This is a genomic window from Fictibacillus sp. Mic-4 (assembly GCF_049843615.1).
GTDB lineage: Bacteria > Bacillota > Bacilli > Bacillales > Fictibacillaceae > Fictibacillus_A > Fictibacillus_A gelatini.
Map to the genome: position 1 here is coordinate 1 of NZ_JBBHZM010000035.1, position 17,093 is coordinate 17,093.

19 protein-coding genes and 1 riboswitch are annotated in these 17,093 nt (G+C 40.7%); of the genes, 6 read left to right on the plus strand and 13 right to left on the minus strand.

Annotated elements, in window-relative coordinates:
* Positions 1-154: 154 nt before the first annotated feature.
* Positions 155-511, minus strand: a complete 357-nt coding sequence (locus WD019_RS17590) for a HesB/IscA family protein (RefSeq protein WP_425712323.1) — start codon at positions 509-511, stop codon at positions 155-157.
* Between the two features lie 277 nt (positions 512-788).
* Between WD019_RS17590 and mqnE the strand changes: the two genes are divergently transcribed.
* Positions 789-1,883 (plus strand): aminofutalosine synthase MqnE, encoded by a 1,095-nt coding sequence (gene mqnE / locus WD019_RS17595; protein WP_026678779.1) that lies wholly within the window; start codon positions 789-791, stop codon positions 1,881-1,883.
* A gap of 328 nt (positions 1,884-2,211) precedes the next feature.
* Here the strand turns inward: mqnE and dapF are convergent, their stop codons facing one another.
* Together dapF and WD019_RS17605 are read right to left on the minus strand one after the other, a co-directional pair.
* Positions 2,212-3,066 (minus strand): diaminopimelate epimerase, encoded by an 855-nt coding sequence (gene dapF / locus WD019_RS17600; protein ID WP_425712324.1) that lies wholly within the window; start codon positions 3,064-3,066, stop codon positions 2,212-2,214.
* An 11-nt stretch (positions 3,067-3,077) separates the two neighbouring features.
* The gene (locus tag WD019_RS17605; protein ID WP_026678487.1) at positions 3,078-3,314 is read right to left on the minus strand and encodes a hypothetical protein; all 237 of its coding nucleotides are present in this window, start codon (positions 3,312-3,314) and stop codon (positions 3,078-3,080) included.
* Positions 3,315-3,401: 87 nt separating this feature from the next.
* Positions 3,402-3,551, plus strand: a riboswitch (FMN riboswitch).
* Positions 3,552-3,743: 192 nt separating this feature from the next.
* Between WD019_RS17605 and WD019_RS17610 the strand changes: the two genes are divergently transcribed.
* Complete coding sequence (locus WD019_RS17610) at positions 3,744-4,313, plus strand: ECF transporter S component (RefSeq protein ID WP_026678486.1); 570 nt, start codon at positions 3,744-3,746, stop codon at positions 4,311-4,313.
* A 41-nt stretch (positions 4,314-4,354) separates the two neighbouring features.
* Here WD019_RS17610 and WD019_RS17615 read toward each other — a convergent pair whose 3' ends face one another.
* On the minus strand, positions 4,355-4,591 hold the full coding sequence (locus tag WD019_RS17615; RefSeq protein ID WP_026678485.1) for a YuzB family protein: 237 nt from the start codon (positions 4,589-4,591) through the stop codon (positions 4,355-4,357).
* A 281-nt stretch (positions 4,592-4,872) separates the two neighbouring features.
* On the opposite strand from WD019_RS17615, the gene WD019_RS17620 reads away from it, so the two are divergent.
* Positions 4,873-5,937: an NAD(P)/FAD-dependent oxidoreductase gene (locus tag WD019_RS17620; RefSeq protein ID WP_425712325.1), complete on the plus strand. Its 1,065-nt coding sequence runs from the start codon at positions 4,873-4,875 to the stop codon at positions 5,935-5,937.
* Between the two features lie 19 nt (positions 5,938-5,956).
* Here the strand turns inward: WD019_RS17620 and WD019_RS17625 are convergent, their stop codons facing one another.
* The gene (locus tag WD019_RS17625; protein ID WP_026678483.1) at positions 5,957-6,283 is read right to left on the minus strand and encodes a YuzD family protein; all 327 of its coding nucleotides are present in this window, start codon (positions 6,281-6,283) and stop codon (positions 5,957-5,959) included.
* 151 nt (positions 6,284-6,434) lie between these two features.
* Here WD019_RS17625 and WD019_RS17630 point away from each other — a divergent pair, with 151 nt between their 5' ends.
* A complete protein-coding gene (locus WD019_RS17630) occupies positions 6,435-6,671 on the plus strand; it encodes a NifU family protein (protein WP_026678482.1) in 237 nt (78 codons plus the stop codon).
* A 40-nt stretch (positions 6,672-6,711) separates the two neighbouring features.
* On the opposite strand, the gene thrB is transcribed toward WD019_RS17630, so the two are convergent.
* From thrB to yutH, 5 genes are all read right to left on the minus strand, one after another.
* Positions 6,712-7,635 carry a homoserine kinase gene (gene thrB, locus WD019_RS17635; protein WP_026678481.1) on the minus strand — a complete coding sequence of 308 codons (924 nt, stop codon included), beginning with the start codon at positions 7,633-7,635 and terminating at the stop codon, positions 6,712-6,714.
* Positions 7,632-8,693 (minus strand): threonine synthase, encoded by a 1,062-nt coding sequence (thrC, locus tag WD019_RS17640; protein ID WP_425712326.1) that lies wholly within the window; start codon positions 8,691-8,693, stop codon positions 7,632-7,634. Before thrC ends, thrB begins: the two co-directional genes overlap by 4 nt.
* 4 nt (positions 8,694-8,697) lie before the next feature.
* Complete coding sequence (locus WD019_RS17645; protein ID WP_026678479.1) at positions 8,698-9,990, minus strand: homoserine dehydrogenase; 1,293 nt, start codon at positions 9,988-9,990, stop codon at positions 8,698-8,700.
* A 142-nt stretch (positions 9,991-10,132) separates the two neighbouring features.
* The gene (locus WD019_RS17650; protein ID WP_425712327.1) at positions 10,133-11,107 is read right to left on the minus strand and encodes a 2-hydroxyacid dehydrogenase; all 975 of its coding nucleotides are present in this window, start codon (positions 11,105-11,107) and stop codon (positions 10,133-10,135) included.
* 68 nt (positions 11,108-11,175) lie between these two features.
* Positions 11,176-12,216 (minus strand): spore coat putative kinase YutH, encoded by a 1,041-nt coding sequence (yutH, locus tag WD019_RS17655; protein WP_026678477.1) that lies wholly within the window; start codon positions 12,214-12,216, stop codon positions 11,176-11,178.
* A 149-nt stretch (positions 12,217-12,365) separates the two neighbouring features.
* Between yutH and WD019_RS17660 the strand changes: the two genes are divergently transcribed.
* A complete protein-coding gene (locus tag WD019_RS17660; protein ID WP_425712328.1) occupies positions 12,366-12,866 on the plus strand; it encodes a phosphatidylglycerophosphatase A family protein in 501 nt (166 codons plus the stop codon).
* A 45-nt stretch (positions 12,867-12,911) separates the two neighbouring features.
* Here WD019_RS17660 and WD019_RS17665 read toward each other — a convergent pair whose 3' ends face one another.
* Positions 12,912-13,676 (minus strand): TIGR01457 family HAD-type hydrolase, encoded by a 765-nt coding sequence (locus WD019_RS17665; protein WP_026678475.1) that lies wholly within the window; start codon positions 13,674-13,676, stop codon positions 12,912-12,914.
* Positions 13,677-13,842: 166 nt separating this feature from the next.
* On the opposite strand from WD019_RS17665, the gene WD019_RS17670 reads away from it, so the two are divergent.
* Complete coding sequence (locus WD019_RS17670; RefSeq protein WP_425712329.1) at positions 13,843-15,972, plus strand: heavy metal translocating P-type ATPase; 2,130 nt, start codon at positions 13,843-13,845, stop codon at positions 15,970-15,972.
* Between the two features lie 20 nt (positions 15,973-15,992).
* On the opposite strand, the gene WD019_RS17675 is transcribed toward WD019_RS17670, so the two are convergent.
* Complete coding sequence (locus WD019_RS17675; RefSeq protein WP_026678474.1) at positions 15,993-16,406, minus strand: DUF5367 family protein; 414 nt, start codon at positions 16,404-16,406, stop codon at positions 15,993-15,995.
* 24 nt (positions 16,407-16,430) lie between these two features.
* Positions 16,431-17,006 carry a TetR/AcrR family transcriptional regulator gene (locus WD019_RS17680; protein WP_026678473.1) on the minus strand — a complete coding sequence of 192 codons (576 nt, stop codon included), beginning with the start codon at positions 17,004-17,006 and terminating at the stop codon, positions 16,431-16,433.
* Between the last annotated feature and the right edge of the window lie 87 nt (positions 17,007-17,093).

Sequence of the window (17,093 nt, forward strand, 5' to 3'; positions counted from 1 at the left end):
GGACAAAATCGGGACCCCGGATGAAAAAATTTTCCTATAGAGTCACTTATGGACAAAATCAGCCTCCGTGACTAGAAAAAAGTCCTCGACCACCAAAAGTTTTCCCCAAGCAATAAAACCTTCTTAAACGAGGTCGTTTAAGAAGGTTTTATTTTTAACACTCTTCCGGCGTACCGGCATTTGTTGCTGTGCGGAAAGAAGAACCACAGCCGCATGAAGCGATAGCGTTCGGGTTGTCGATCGTGAAGCCCCCGCCCATCATGTTCTGTTTAAAATCAATCGTCGTTCCTTTTAATATTTTCGCGCTGTCTTGATCAATTACAACTTTAAGACCGTCAAAATCTTCCTCATGGTCCCCTTCATGGATTTCTTTATCGAATCCCATGCCATATGATAATCCGCTGCAACCTCCTCCTTTTACGCCTACACGGAGAAATAGCCCGTTTTCCTCTTCAGCCGCCATCATTTCTTTCACTCGGCTTACTGCCGCTTCTGTTAAATTGACAATCATGATTTTCACTCCTTCATTGAAGGTTTCCCTTATTTTTAGTATACAAAGCATCTCATTAATCCACAAGTTATTGAACTTCTTACCATATAATTAGTTTTTCTTTACGGTAAAAATAAATGCCAAAACCTTGAAATAAGGTTCATTCCTTGTCGTCCTCTAAAATTGGGCTTATAATATAGGAAGCATTTTGCCGTATAAGGAGGCATTTTCACTTTATAAATTGCGTTATGCAAGTTTCACTTGATAGAGCGTATGATTAGAAACGGGGGAAGAGAGCATGTCTATAATAACAAAAGACACAAAAATGGAAGAGATTGCCGAAAAAGTTCGACACGGAGAGCGGTTGTCGATAGAAGACGGTTTATACTTATATGAAACACCTGACCTTTTAAGCGTAGCCCAGCTGGCAAACGAAGTAAATTTACGCAAAAACGGGGATAACGTTTATTTCATTGAAAACCTGTACATTAACCCGACGAACGTCTGTGAGGCAACATGTAGCTTTTGTGGTTTTAAGCGTAAGCCAGGAGAAGAGGGCGCTTATACGATGAACGATGAGCAACTTCTTGAGTATGTAGAAAAACGCTGGAATGATAACATACGCGAGTTCCATATCGTTGGCGGCCATAACAATGAAGTTCCATTCGATTATTATGTCAATACCGTTCGTTTGCTTAAAAAGCATTATCCGAATGTGACCGTTAAAGCATATACCGGTGCCGAAATTGAATTTTTCTCACGTCTTGCCGGCATATCAATGAAAGAAGTATTGGAAGAGTTAATTAAAGCAGGGCTAAGCTCATTAACTGGAGGCGGAGCGGAAATTCTTACAGAGCGCTATCGCGAGAAAATGAGTCCGGATAAAGCGTCTACCGACCAATGGCTTGAAGCACACGAAACAGCCCATAGCCTCGGACTTAGGACTCACTCGACTATGTTATACGGTTCGATCGAAACGAAGGAAGAACGGCTAATTCACATGGACCGTGTTCGCCAGCTTCAAGACCGGACGAATGGCTTTATGGTGTTTATTCCACTCGCCATGCAACCGCGTTCAATTAATGCCGGTTTAAATCGCCGGACATCAGCCTATGATGATTTACGAACAATTGCCATTAGCCGACTCATGCTTGATAATTTTGATCATATTAAAGCATATTGGATCAACATCGGTGTTCAATTGACGCAAATGGCTTTGACATTTGGTTCCGATGATATTCACGGCACGCTTGTGGAAGAACGCATTTCACACTCCGTTGGTGCACTATCCTCACAGGGGATTACACGGAAAGAATTGATTCATTTAATCAAAACCGCCGGCAAAAAACCGGTAGAGCGTGACACGTTCTATAACATTATTAAAGAATATTAATCCTTTTTGGTCAGACATTTTTAGGTGTCTGACCATTTTTCGTATTTTTAAGCCCTTTTGTTGTGCATGTACATATATATAAAGTATACGCATAACGTTTGGAGGGAAATGCGATATCAAATAGTATTCTTACTTTTCTTGCTGCCTTATTTGCCGGCTACTTTTTATTAAATCTTCCGTTAGGCGGCACTTTTCTTGCCATCTTTGCCCCTGCCCTTAAAATTATTGCAATCATCGTAGTCATTGTTTTTGCCGCTGTCCTCATCTACAAAGGACTCTTAGCAATATTGGGCAAAGGTTAAAAAAATCCCCTTTAGAGGGGATTTTTTTAATAGTAAAATTTTCCTTCGCATATCACTTCCGCAGGTCCTGTCATAAAGACTTCCCCTTCATCCGTCCAATTAATGATCAGGTCACCTCCAGCCAGGTGAACGGTAATTTCTTCATTTCTTCTTGCTTTCTCATTAAGAATGGCTGCAACAACGGCCGCGCATGCTCCCGTTCCACATGCTTGTGTCACACCCGAACCCCTTTCCCATACGCGGAAATGAAGTTCATTGCTGCTGACCATCTCAATAAATTCTACATTCACTCCTTCAGGAAACATGTTATCTTTTTCTATAATCGGTCCTAGTGTCGTTAATGGAGCATCTTCAATATGATCGACAAAAAAGACGGCATGAGGGTTCCCCATTGAAACGGCTGTCATATACAGTTTTTCATTTGCAAAAGTAACCGGTTGATGGATAAACGGCTGATCCGAACCATTTAATAAAGGGATCTCTTTTTGTGCAAGATGCGGTTCTCCCATATTAACGGTTACCGTACGGACGGTTCCTCCTTCCACATGAACGGTTGCTGTCACAAGACCACCAAGTGTTTCAATCAAGAACGTCGTATCCTTTACCAGCCCATTTTCATAAGCGTATTTGGCTACACAGCGCAGGCCATTTCCGCAATTTTTTGCCTCTGATCCATCGTTGTTAAAAATGCGCATTTTGACAGGCGCGGCTTTAGACGGACAAATTAAAATCAATCCGTCTGATCCAATGCCTGTATGAACATTGGCGACTTTCACTGCCAGTTCGGACAAGCGTTCCTCTTCAATGTTTTCATTAAACGCATTTACATAAATATAGTTGTTCCCAAGACCGTGCATTTTTGTAAAACGAAATGATCCCATATCCGCTTCCCCTATCTTTCTCTTAATTTTTCTTCTGTCCAAAAATAATCGTCATCCGCTTTTAAGATCACCAGTTTTTCGCGGCAACATGGCATAACAAGCAGACGTTTAATCCCTTCTTTCGCAAGTTCAAGATCTTCTTGCTTCATATTGGTCAATACGTTTCCACTTTTGCAAAAAGGGCATTCATTAATATAAATATCATCCATCATCTTCTCGTAAGGCCATGTATATTCGAACGTAGACATAACGTTTCTCCCATCATATATGTGTTTTTGTTCACATTTTTTATTTTATCAAGTATAATGAATTTTGTAATCAAATACAATTTAGCGATTCATCTTCAGGGCGGGGTGAAATTCCCCACCGGCGGTAATTGAAGATTCCCTCTTCATCAGCCCGCGACCCAAGTAGTTTAGTGATTACTTGGCTGATCTGGTGAAATTCCAGAGCCGACAGTATAGTCTGGATGGGAGAAGATGTCGGTGCATCAGCTTTTGTTTTTCTTTAAATAAAAGCCTTTGTTTAGTATTGCATTTTTTAATTAAAATGTTTATTGATGATGCCTACAAGAAACTCCCTTAGCGCCCATTGCTAAGGGAGTTTCTTTACCTGGGATGCACTGCATACTTGAAATCAAAGATGGCGCTTAAATGCACAAAGGAGAGATTTCAAACATGCACAAAGGGAAAGTGTACCGAATGATCGCCGTTTCGATGTTAAGCGGCATCGCCTATGTCTTAATGGCATTTGATTTTCCATTGCCTGGTTTTCCAAAATACTTGCAAATTGATTTCAGCGAGGTACCCGCCTTGCTTGCGGCCGTACTTTTTGGACCAGGATCAGGCATTGTAGTTGAAGCAATCAAAAACTTGCTTCATTATTGTCTTCAAAACAGCCTGACAGGAGTGCCCATCGATCAAATGGCAAATTTCATTGCGGGTACAGCATTTATCGTTCCGGCTAGCTTTTTATTTAAGAAAAATAGAACGACAAAAAGTTTGTCAATGGGACTCGTAACAGGCACGATTTTAATGACGCTTTTAATGGGAATTCTCAATTATGCCGTCATCCTTCCGGCTTATACGTGGTTCTTGCATGCGCCGCAAATGTCATCACAGGCGATGCTAAATTTAGTTCTTGTGGGCATTGCGCCATTTAATATTATAAAAGGGCTCCTCATTACGATCTTATTCGTTCTGTTATATACACGACTTCGCCCAATGCTTAAAAGATACTCATATTAAATATGAATAAAAGCATCATCGATTTCGTTCGATGATGCTTTTTAAAACATCGGGTTTTCTTCCAAATATTGATATATATTTTCAATGAGCTGATCAGCCGTATCGCCTCGAACCACTTCGCCATTGACAAGAGCAAACAACGAACGTGCGCATTGGCCGCAATAGCCGAGACAACCGTACTCAATCACATCTAAATCGTAATCTTGCTCCAATTTTTCTAATGCTTTTTGTGAGCCATTGGCCAAATTGCTGACACAAAATTCAATAATCGGCTTCATCTTTTTCACCTCTTCACTTAACTTATCCTATCCTTTCAAATTTCAGCAGTCAACTAAAATATATTTTTATCACGCCATGGGAATTTTTGTGTTCCAGCAAATTTTCGACAAAAACGTTTTGTGAAAAGGGGTGAAAGTGCTATACTATGAATGAATAATTGCGAAATGGTTTCCTTATCTTAAATAGAAGAGGAGACTTATTTAAGTGCGGATTTTTATTTAGGTTGGGATTTTGCCCCCTGAATGATTTTTGATCCATCAAAGAGAAGGGGAAATGACACATGAAACACTTAGTTTTACTTGGCGGCGGATATGGCAATATGCGTATTTTAAAGCGCCTATTTCAAGCATCTGATTTGCCGGATGATCTGCAAATAACATTGATTGACCGACTGCCTTACCATTGTTTAAAGACAGAGTATTATGCTCTTGCTGCTGGTACCATCTCAGATCATCATATTCGTATTCCCTTCCCTGAACATTCGAAGTTAAACGTTGTTTATGGGGAGATTACTGGAATTGACTTAGAGAATAAGCAAGTCCATGTGGAAGGCCAGGCGCCGATATCTTACGATGATTTAGTTATTGGTCTCGGCTGTGAGGATAAGTATCATAACGTTCCTGGAGCGGATGAATATACATTAAGCATCCAAACCGTGGACAATGCCCGTCAGACGTACCAGGTGTTGAACAATCTGCCGCCGAAATCCATTGTCGGAGTGGTAGGCGCCGGACTTAGCGGCGTAGAAATAGCGAGTGAGCTTCGCGAAAGCCGGCCTGACTTGCACATCAAATTATATGACAGAGGCGAAATCATTCTTTCCGCTTTCAAAAAGAAAATGAGCCATTATGTTCAAAATTGGTTTATTGAACATGGAGTTGAAGTCATTAATAACTCCAACATTACAAAAGTCGAAAAAAATACGCTTTACAACCATGATGAGCCTACTCATTGTGATGCCATCGTTTGGACGGCAGGCATTCAGCCAAATAAGCTTGTTCGCGCCCTTGATGTTGAAAAAGATAATAGCGGCCGTGTAATTTTATCGCCCCATCACCATTTGCCAAATGACGAGCATGTATATGTCGTAGGGGATTGTGCGAGCCTCCCATTTTCACCTAGCGCTCAACTTGCTGAGGTACAGGGGGAACAAATTGCACTCGTTTTGCAAAAGAAATGGAAGAATGAACCGATCCCAGAATTGCCTGAATTTAAGCTAAAAGGGATCATGGGATCTCTCGGTAAAAAAAGCGGATTTGGAAGCATGGGAAATACAGCTCTTATTGGACGAGTCCCGCGGCTTTTAAAATCTGGAATCTTATGGTTGTATAAATACCAAAATTAAAAAGCCCATACCGGGCTTTTTAATTTTGGGAAATATATCCGTTTTGTTCCATTATGCTGTAGATGCTTTTCAATCGCGGATTTCCTTCGGCTACGATTTCACCATCAATCAAAACGACAGGATAAAATAAGTCTTCTTCCATTATGCGTTCAACAAATTGCCGGTCTTCTCCTTGCTGCGGTTCCTCGATATCAATATAGTGGATTGAAAACGGTTGATCGGGAAATTTCCTGGAGATGGCTGCCTCCAGCCATTCCATCGTTTCTTTCGATGAAGGTAAATTTACACAGCTTGGACATTTTTGTTCAGCACCATAAATTTTAATTGTTACTTCTTTACGCTCCACATTTTTCACCTCTAACTTTTGCGCCTTCTTAATAACTATTGTAGCCGATCTTCGTGAAGGATGGAAAGGAAGAAATTCAGGCAAGGACGTGGATTTTTTGAAGTATAATCAGTATAATATAAGTAAGTTGTGAAAGAAAAGGAGCGATAAAATGTCAGATACAACAATGCGTGAACAAGTTGAAGAAGTTCTTGATAAATTGCGTCCGTTCCTTCTTCGTGATGGAGGAGACGTTGAATTAGTGGATATTGAAGATGGAGTGGTTAAAGTCCGTTTAATGGGTGCATGCGGTAGCTGCCCGAGTTCCACAATTACACTTAAAGCTGGTATCGAGCGTGCCCTTCTTGAAGAAGTGCCGGGCGTAGTCGAGTTAGAACAAGTATTCTAAGGAAAAACGAGGTGGAGTAAATCCGCCTCGTTTTTTTATATTAAATCGATTTAGAAAGCAAATAATTTTGATCTTGAACAGAAACTCCTTGTTTATCCGGCACAACGATTAACGGCGTAAAGTCAGGAAATTGTTGTTTAAATTGCTGGCTCACTTTTGCCAAGATTTCACCAGGAGCAAAACAAACAATTGACGGGCCTGCGCCGCTAATTGCAACCCCGTAACATCCTAATTCTTTTCCTCTTTTTCGAATTTGATGAAAATGAGGGATTAAATTTTCTCGATACGGTTGGTGAAATTGATCCTGGTCCATCATTCGCCCTGCTTTTTTCCAATCATCTTGTAAAATCGCAGCGATCAAGACATTGCTTACTGCACTTGCCTTAACAGCCTCTTGAAACTTCAACTCTTTAGGCAGCAAGCTGCGCGCGTGCTCCGTATTAAGCGGATGTTTCGGAACCATTAGTATCATCCCTGCGGAAGGGGTAGGAACATGGACAATTTCCGTCTCCAGTCCATCATACAGGGCAATGATCAACCCGCCGTAAACAGAGGCGGCTACATTATCAGGATGGCCTTCAATCATCGATGCATAATGGGCTTTTTCCTTTTTGGCAAGCGAAAGTGCCAGTAGCGTATTAGCAATTTCAATGCCGCCAACGATGGCTGCGGCACTGCTTCCCATTCCTCTCTCAAGCGGCAATTCGCTTGACATTTCAACATGGAAAAATGGAAGTTCTTTTTTGAATTTTTTTGCCACAAATGACGCGGCTTGATAAACAAGATTATCTTCCCCCTGCGGAATTTGTTCAAGCCCATCGGAAACCCCTTTAAATTTAAATTCATTTGCAGGGGATACATGCATGGTTAAATACCGATTAATCGCAAGACCAACCGAATCAAACCCTGGCCCTAAATTTGCGGTGCTCCCCGGAACTTTGACTGTAAATGGAGAGAAACTCATTGGAGCACTCCTCTTCTAATGGTTTCTTTCAACACTTTTTCATCATTTGGAAGAATAACAGGATCAATTTTTACGCTATCGAGGGCGACATTTGGATCTTTTAAGCCGTTTCCGGTTAAGACAGCGACTACTGTTGCGCCTTTCGGAATTACACCGTTTTTTACTTGCTTCATGATCCCGGCAATGGAAGCGCATGAAGCGGGTTCTGCAAATACTCCTTCAGTTCTGGCTAAGAGCTGGTAAGCTTCCAAAATCTCTTCATCCGTTACGCTTTCAAAACGACCATCTGATTCTTTTGCAGCATCAACAGCTAAATGCCAACTTGCTGGATTTCCAATGCGGATAGCTGTTGCGATCGTTTCCGGATTTTCAATGACTTCGTTTCGAACGATTGCTGCTGATCCTTCAGCCTGAAACCCATGCATTTTCGGTAGTCCCGATTGCAGGTGGCTGTTATATTCTTTAAAGCCTTTCCAATAAGCAGAAATATTTCCCGCATTGCCGACCGGAATCGCAAGTATATCCGGCGCTTTGCCAAGAACATCCACAATTTCAAAAGCTGCTGTTTTTTGACCTTCGAGCCGAAAAGGATTGACTGAATTAACCAGGGTTAACGGTTCTGTTTCGCTTATGGCTCGAACCATTTTTAACGCATCATCAAAATTCCCTTTAATCGCAAAAATTTCTGCGCCGTACATTTTCGCCTGAGCCAGCTTGCCTAAAGCGATCTTTCCATCCGGAATGACGATCATACAGCGGAGGCCGGCTCTTGCCGCGTACGCAGCTGCAGCCGCGGAAGTATTTCCAGTAGATGCACAAATAATCGTATCGCTTCCTTCTTCGATCGCCTTCGCTACGGCCATGACCATCCCCCGGTCTTTAAATGAACCTGTAGGATTGGCTCCTTCATATTTGACATAAGCGTCAATTCCCCATTCGTTCGATAAAGACTTTAATTGAATAAGAGGAGTATTTCCTTCATGAAGGGAAAGTTCAGGTGTTTGTTCAGTGATTGGCAAAAAGTTTTTGTATTGTTTCAATAATCCTTTCCAGCTCATTGTCTTATTCTCCTTCTACCCGATAGTGGCTTTTAATTTCATGAACGACTGATAAATCCCGTAAGCGGTTATAAACGGCTTCATCATCCTTCTTACTAGCTTGATGTGTAATAATGACGATCTCCGCCAAGCCTTCTTTTGGAAGCTGATTTTGCAATAATTGCTTAAGGCTTAAATTATATTCAGCAAATAGCGTCGTAATTTGTGAAAGCGCGCCTTGCTCATCCTTAACATGAATACGATAGAAAAATTTGGATTTCATTTCCTCTGGCGATTTTAAGCTTTTGTCAAACTGTGGTGTAATAGAATGTTTCCCATTGACGCCAAGCCTCATGTTTTGAATGGATGCGACGAGGTCGGAAACAACTGCAGTAGCTGTAGGAAGCTGTCCGGCTCCCGGTCCGTAAAACATCGTCTCGCCAACTGCCTCGCCATAAACGTACACTGCATTGTATTCGTTATTGACGGAGGCCAGCGGATGAGATTTTGGAATAAATGTCGGCCCGACACTTACCTCCACTTTCCCATTGTCTTTTTGCGCCAGTCCAACGAGCTTCATTTTATAGCCGAACTGGTTACCGTATTCAATATCTTCTCTTGTGACCCCCGATATTCCTTCAACCGAAACATCTTCTAAATTGATTTTCATTGAAAAGCCAAGCGTCGAAAGTATTGCCATTTTCCGGGCCGCATCCAGCCCTTCTACATCAGAGGTCGGGTCAGCTTCGGCAAAACCTAACGCCTGTGCTTCCTGCAATACGTCATTGTAATCGCGGCCTTCTTGATCCATTTTAGTTAAAATATAATTTGTCGTACCATTAACAATCCCCATTAATTTTTTAATCCGGTCTGAAGCAAGACCGTCGACAAGGGATCTAATAATTGGAATGCCTCCGGCAACGCTCGCTTCATAAAACAAATCACAGCCATTTTCTAACGCCGCCTCTAATAATTCCCCGCCATACAATGCCATTAAATCTTTGTTCGCCGTAACGACATGTTTTTTATTTTTTAAAGCTTGTAAAATATATTTTTTCGTTTCTTCGATTCCGCCCATAACTTCGATGACAATATCAACATTTGGATTGTTTACGATATCATCGACTTGATCCGTTAATAACGAGCGGTTAATGGGGACAAGCCGCTCTTTATTGAGGCTCTGAACCAACACCTTTTCTATATGAACGGGACAGCCAACGCGGTGTTGCAGTTCTTCTTGATGGCCTTCAATCATTCGAATAACTCCGCTTCCAACTGTTCCAAGTCCTAAAAGTCCAACAGAAACGCTCTCTCTCATCTCTCTCCATCCCCTTTGTCTACTTAGAAAATACATTTGTTTTTATATAATGGACATTATAGACCTAAACTGTTTTTTAAACAAGGGGTTATTAAAAAAAAAATAAAAACAGGCGGACTGCGCCTGTTTTCGTATTCTTGATTTAAAGCAATTCATCGTTGACGACTGCCTTCGGTTTTTTATTTTGCAAGATTGCAGCAATATTATTAGCCGCCAGTTCCGCCATTTGCAAGCGTGTTTCCATGCTCGCGCTTCCGATATGCGGCAGGGCAACCACGTTGTGAAATTTCAAGAGTGGATGGTCGAAGGAAATCGGTTCTTTCTCAAATACGTCAAGTCCTGCTCCGGCGATTCTTCCCTGTTCTAACGCTTCGATAAGAGCCTTTTCATCGACAATCGCTCCCCGGCTTGCATTAATAAAAAAGGAGCTTTTTTTCATTAATGTGAATGCCCTTGAATTGAAAAGATGCTTCGTTTCATTAGACAGTGGCGTTAAATTCACAACAAAATCACTTTCAGAAAGCAAGTCTTCAAATGATCGATACTCTGCGCCAAGTTTTTCTTCAACGTCAGGTTTTCGGTTACGGTTATGGTAAAGAACTTTCATCTCAAAGCCTTTCGCCCGCCTTGCCACAGCTTCACCAATTCTCCCCATTCCAACGATGCCCATCGTTTTATGATGAATATCGGTACCGGCAAGAAGAAGCGGGCTCCAGCTCACCCATTTTCCATTCTTGATATAATCTGCCGCTTCCATCAATCTTCGTCCAACAGCCATCATTAAAGCAAATGTTAAATCGGCGGTCGTATCGGTAAGCACATCTGGAGTGTTGCAAATCACCACATTATGCCTTGTTGCCGCTTTTACATCGATATTGTCAAAACCAACTGCCATATTTGCAACAACCTTTAAGTTTTCAGCCTGCTTTAGCACCTCTTCATCAATTCGATCAGAGACCATTGTCAACAAACCATCTGCCTTTTTTGCTTCAGAAAGAAGAATCTCTTCTGGTACCGCTTCATCATCTTTTTCCCACATTTTAATTTCCGCTACTTCTTTTAACGTATGTAAGGCTTGTTCGGGAATTTTTCGCGTAATAAATACATATGGCTTCATCGTAGTCCCTCCCGTTTTTTCTTTTATTCTCTCATGTAAACCCTTTATATACAAAAAAAACGCGCTTTTTATGTTGAAAGCGCGGGATCGATCAACCAATCGACTACAGGAATATTCAATTGATCAACAGGCAAGCCAATCGTTGGGAAAAAAGAGCGAAGAAATCGTTCATTTCGGTCTTCGGCATTTATATACTCGAAAAATCGCTGCATATAAAGTTCTTTGCCGATGTCTCGTTCATTATTGTAATGCGCTTCAATCATTTCATAATAATGAACCGGGAAAAGTAGCCTTCCATAAAGCAACCGCCATGATTCTTTCGTAATCGGACTGATTCGTTCATAATCATCTAAAAACTGAAGCAAGCTCTCTGAACGATAGTCTTGATCATAGATGCGCGAACGAATATATTCTGCTAAATCTCTCATCGGGTGATCCACTACCCAGCTCGTAGGAAGTTTTACAAAACCACTTTCAGCCTCCTCAAGCGGAATCCACGACTGCTCAGTAAAACGGTCATGGCAAATGGAAGGTGCACTTAAACTGAATGGCCCGTTATCAATGTGATGATCAACCATATATTGAATCGCATTTTCGGAAAGGCCTTCGTAATAAGGAAAAGTAGTTAAAAAAAGCTCATCAAAATCATTTTTCTCTGTTTTTTCCTTAACCTGGTTATATCGGGCTTTTGTCTCTTCCACCCGTTTCATCCAGAGCTCTGCCCATTGACCAAAAAGAAAACTTTCTGTGGAATAAGCCGGGTACTCTTTTCCCCTCTCATGAAAGTTCGCCAATTCTATCCCTAAAGAAGCATGTTTTCTTGATCCTGAAGTGGATTTTGGAATTCGAAAAAGCAAAACAGGATCACCTTCAATATAGGCATTTGGCTGACTAGTTAACGTCGGATAAAGTTCCGCGATGCCTTCTTCCCCAACGTATTTCAAAAATTCGCTCATATGAATAATTTCTTGAATCCGGTTTTGCGTTATAGCTCTTTGCGGGACAATAAGATAGTGTTCACCATTTGAAATAAACGATCGAAATCCTCTTATCATTTGTGTCTCTTCACAATATAACTGGTAATGATGAAAAATATCCCTCTCTAACATGACATCACCCCAAATCTTCAATTACTACAGTCTATGACTTGAACGCCTTTCTTGTTATACTTAGTTTTACATTAAAAAAAGGTGTTGTTCATATCTTTTAAGGTATTTCATATACTATACAAAATTAAGACGATAAAGGAGATCAAGCAATGGAACAAAAAAGAGTGGCAAAAATAGAGGAGGCCGCCCGCAAACTCCTTGTGGAACGTGGCGTAACAATTGATGATATTGCAGAACTTGTCTATTTCCTTCAAGTAGCCTATCACCCTGATCTTACGATGGATGTATGTCGTGAAAATGTGGAAAGAGTCATTGCAAAACGTGAAGTCCAAAACGCAATCCTTACGGGAGTTCAATTAGATGTTCTGGCAGAACAAAAAAAATTGCCCGATCCTTTGCAAGCCATTCTCGAAAAAGATGAAGGTTTGTACGGAATTGACGAAACGATCGCGTTATCGATCGTCAACATTTACGGATCGATTGGGTTTACAAACTATGGTTTTATCGATAAACAAAAACCCGGAATTTTAGAGAAGTTAAATGATAAATCGACGGGCAAAGTCCATACCTTCCTTGATGACATTGTTGGCGCCATTGCGGCGGCCGCATCTAGCCGGCTTGCTCATCGCGCGGCGAAAGATGAAATATGACGGGAGACCCTTACTTGCGGGTTTCCCGTTATTCTAATTTTGTTTTTATAGTGCCCAATCATCTAAGCTGTCGACCACATACGTTGGATGTACTTCAACTTTTTCAAGATGTTGTTTGGTCGTTACACCAGTATGTACGAGCAATGTATCCAGCCCCGAGTTGATACCGGCCAAAATATCCGTTTGATAATTGTCCCCAATCATCAATGTCTCCTCTTTATTCGTGCCAATCTTTTCTAATGCCATTTCCATGATAATCGGTTCCGGTTTTCCTATAAACGTTGGCTTGACTTCGGTTGAAACAGCAACCACCGATGTCAAAGAACCATTCCCTGGCAACAATCCACGTTCGGTTGGAAGGGCAATATCGCCATTCGTTGATAAAAAGGTTGCTCCTTCTCTTACAGCAAGACAGGCAATGGCGAGCTTCTCGTATGTAATCGAACGATCAATCCCCATGACGACAAATTCGGGATGGTCTTCGGTTAGCTTGAATCCTTTTTCAAGTAACGCTTGCTTGAGCCCTTCTTCCCCAATACAATATACGCGTGCATTTGGATGCTTTTTTTCCATATACTCCGCTGTTGCCATACTGCTCGTAAATACATTGTCTGGTGTTGCCGGGATGCTAAAGCTTGTTAAAGTCTCTGTCACTTGTTCTTTCGTTTTTGAAGAATTGTTCGTCACAAACAAATAAGGCAACCCTCTTTGTTTCAATCTCTTCACAAAATGAACGGCAGCCTCAATCCTTTCCTTTCCGCGATACATCGTACCATCTAAATCAATTAAATAGCCTTTATATGATTTCATATTTCACTACCCCTTCTTATTAACTCTAGCTATTGTACCAAAAACCATTCATAAATTTCGAATTTTCTCTTTACAAATTGTCACCTTCTTTTTAATATATGAATATATAATCATATATTAAATATTAATCTGTTTTCCTGCTACCAATGGAAGGGAATGAAGTAAAATGCTACACAAAAAAGATAAGCCTTTGCATCAAGATACAAATGATCAAATTTACCGAATCGAAGGGATGGATTGTTCCTCATGCGCTGCATCATTAGAAAAGCATATGGCGAATCTCCCTTCTGTCCAAAAGGTTCAAGTTCACTTTTCTACAGGAAAAATGAAAATTGCCCATAGTTTACCGCCAGAATCCATTCAAAAGGAAATTAAAAAAGCAGGGTATACCGGCCAATTGCTTACAGGTCAAAAATCACTGCCTTCCACTTCAACTGCAAAAGGTAATGTTGCGGCTTTATTGGCAGGTCTTTTCATTGCATGTGGTTATATTTTATCCCATACAGGTTTATCTCAATTTACAACGGACATTTTTTACGGGCTTGCAATCGTAATCAGCGGTGCAAAACCTGCAAAAAGCGCTTATTATGCATTAAAAAGCCGTTCACTCGATATGAATGTCTTGATGGCAATCGCTGCTATAGGGGCAGCAATTCTAGGTGAGTGGTTAGAAGGAGCGTCGATCGTCTGGTTGTTTGCCATTGGCAATATATTGCAAAACAAATCCATTGATAAAACACGCTCATCTATTCGTGACTTAATGGACCTCACTCCACCACAAGCCTGGCTGAAAACAGCAAGAGGACTTGTTCAACAATCGATTGAAGCGATTAAAGTCGGGGAAACGATCGTCGTTAAACCAGGTGAACGGATTCCTCTTGACGGAACCATTCTTAATGGAGAATCGAGCGTTAATCAAGCGCCTATTACGGGTGAATCCGTTCCAGTCGATAAAAAAGAAGGAGATGCCGTATATGCTGGAACCGTAAATGAAAGCGGTGCGCTCGAAGTAAAAGTGATTTCATCAGCAAATGATACGACTTTATCACGGATCATCCATTTAGTTGAAGAAGCACAGGAGAAAAAAGCAAAATCACAAGCTTTTGTTGACCGGTTTGCTGCCATTTATACTCCAATTGTATTTCTGCTAGCCATCTTTACGATGATCATCCCTCCTTTATTGAACGTTGGTTCATGGAATGAGTGGCTTTATAAAGGGCTGGAGCTATTGGTTATCGCTTGTCCTTGCGCTCTTGTAATATCCACTCCGGTTGCGATCGTTTCTGCCATCGGAAATGCGGCAAAGAAAGGGATATTAATAAAAGGCGGAACCGCTCTTGAAACTGCCGGTAAGTTAAATGTTGTCGCTTTTGACAAAACCGGAACATTAACGAAAGGCAAGCCGACAGTTTGTTCCGTCAACGTATTGGCGGAAGTGGCAGAAAAAGATTTGCTTTCGATTGCACGGACCATCGAGGAACAATCGAAACACCCGATTGCAAAAGCAATTATTGAACATGCGGAAAAACGAAATATCATCGGTTTAAGAGGTGAGGCGTATCAAGCGATTCCAGGAAAAGGTGCAACGGCAACCATCAATGGTATTGACTATTTTGCCGGAAATGAAAAGCTTTTTGCAGAAATGAACCTTTCTCTCCAAAATGTTAAAGTCCTTTTTGAAGAATTCCAGCAAGAAGGCCATACTGTTGTCCTTATCGGTACCCGAACGAAAATTCTCGGGCTTATCGCTGTATCAGACCAAGTCAGGGAAAGTTCAGCTTATGCCTTAAAGCGGTTAAAAGAAATAGGCATGGCGGAAATCGTGATGCTAACCGGGGATAATGAAGGAACGGCGAAAAAAATCGCTAAAGAGGCACTAGTGAACCGATATTTTGCTGAATTACTGCCTGAGGATAAAGTAGCAAAGATCAATCAACTAAGAAAAGATGGAACAGTTGTCGGAATGGTTGGAGATGGGATTAATGATGCTCCCGCTCTTGCAACTGCTGACCTCGGAATCGCTATGGGCGGAGCCGGGACCGATACAGCCATTGAAACAGCAGACATTGTTCTAATGGCTGACCATTTAGAAAAACTGCCTCATGCGATTCAATTAAGCAGAAAAGCGATGACGATCATCAAGCAAAACATCTGGTTTTCACTTTTCACTAAGCTTACCGCCTTAGCCCTCATTTACCCGGATTATCTCACGTTATGGATTGCAGTATTGAGCGATACCGGAGCAGCCCTTATTGTCATTTTAAACAGTATGCGTCTTCTGCGATTTAAAGCCTAAATGAAAGATAGCCCTTGAATCTAAGCCAAGGGCCTTTTTTCTTTTCTTATTTCAAATAGAAATGGAATAAGCAAATACAAAACATAAGCAAAAATCATCCAAATGATAAATGAAATGAATTGCCCTTCCGATAAATGGGGAAAGAAAATATTGTGATTCCACACTGTGAAAGTATCTAGAAATAAACCTATAACCGTTCCAAAAATTCCAAACTTAATGCCTGCATATGAAGTTTTATCAAGTTTTTTGTAAATCAAAACGACTGTTGCTAACAGAAACGCCGTAATAGCTTCAAGAATGACGAACCGGGTTAGAAAACGCTTATCTTCAATTATTACGAGAACTGAATCACCGAAAAAGAGAAAAAAAAGGGTAGCACCAAACCAAACCATCAATGAAAATAAAACCGCTAATCCAAGTTTTTGTGTAAACATATGCCTTCCTCCCTTTAATTTTTTTTACCCAATAAATAACTCCCGCAAAATTAGTTCTAATTCGTTATAAATATCCTCTTCAGAAAAATGGTTTGATGTTAACGCTTGTATCGCAAGTCCATCAATTAAAGCATTGAGCAGAATTGCCCATGTTTTTATTGAAACTCCTTCAATTGGAGACTTTAATTGCCGGTCCATAAAAATACTTTCAATAGATTGATTTTCATAATCCAGTAGCTCTCCAAGTTCGGTTTTAATTTTTTCATTGGTAAAGCTTTTTACAATTAAAGAAAGAAATAACTGATGATAGAAAGAATTAGCTGTAGTTCTACTTCGGGCTGATTTTAAGGATTCGGTTATTAAATTTTGTTTAGACTGATTGGTTTTGTCTAACGATTCCCAGGAAGATTTACAAACATCTCGAACAATTTCAAGCAATAATTGTTCCTTTGATCGAAAATGATAATAAACAGTCCCCTGGGTTACATTAGCTCCGTTAGCAACCGCTTTTAACGTGAGTTTTTCAATTCCCATTTTAACAATGCATTCTTTTGCCGAGTTAATCAGGTCTTTCTTTGAAACAACATTTGGTTTCCCCATAAAGCTTCTCCCTTCAAGTTAGTTGGTTGAATAACTTACTTTTATTTATACAAAAATAGGTATAAATTGTCAACCAAAAAAGAACTG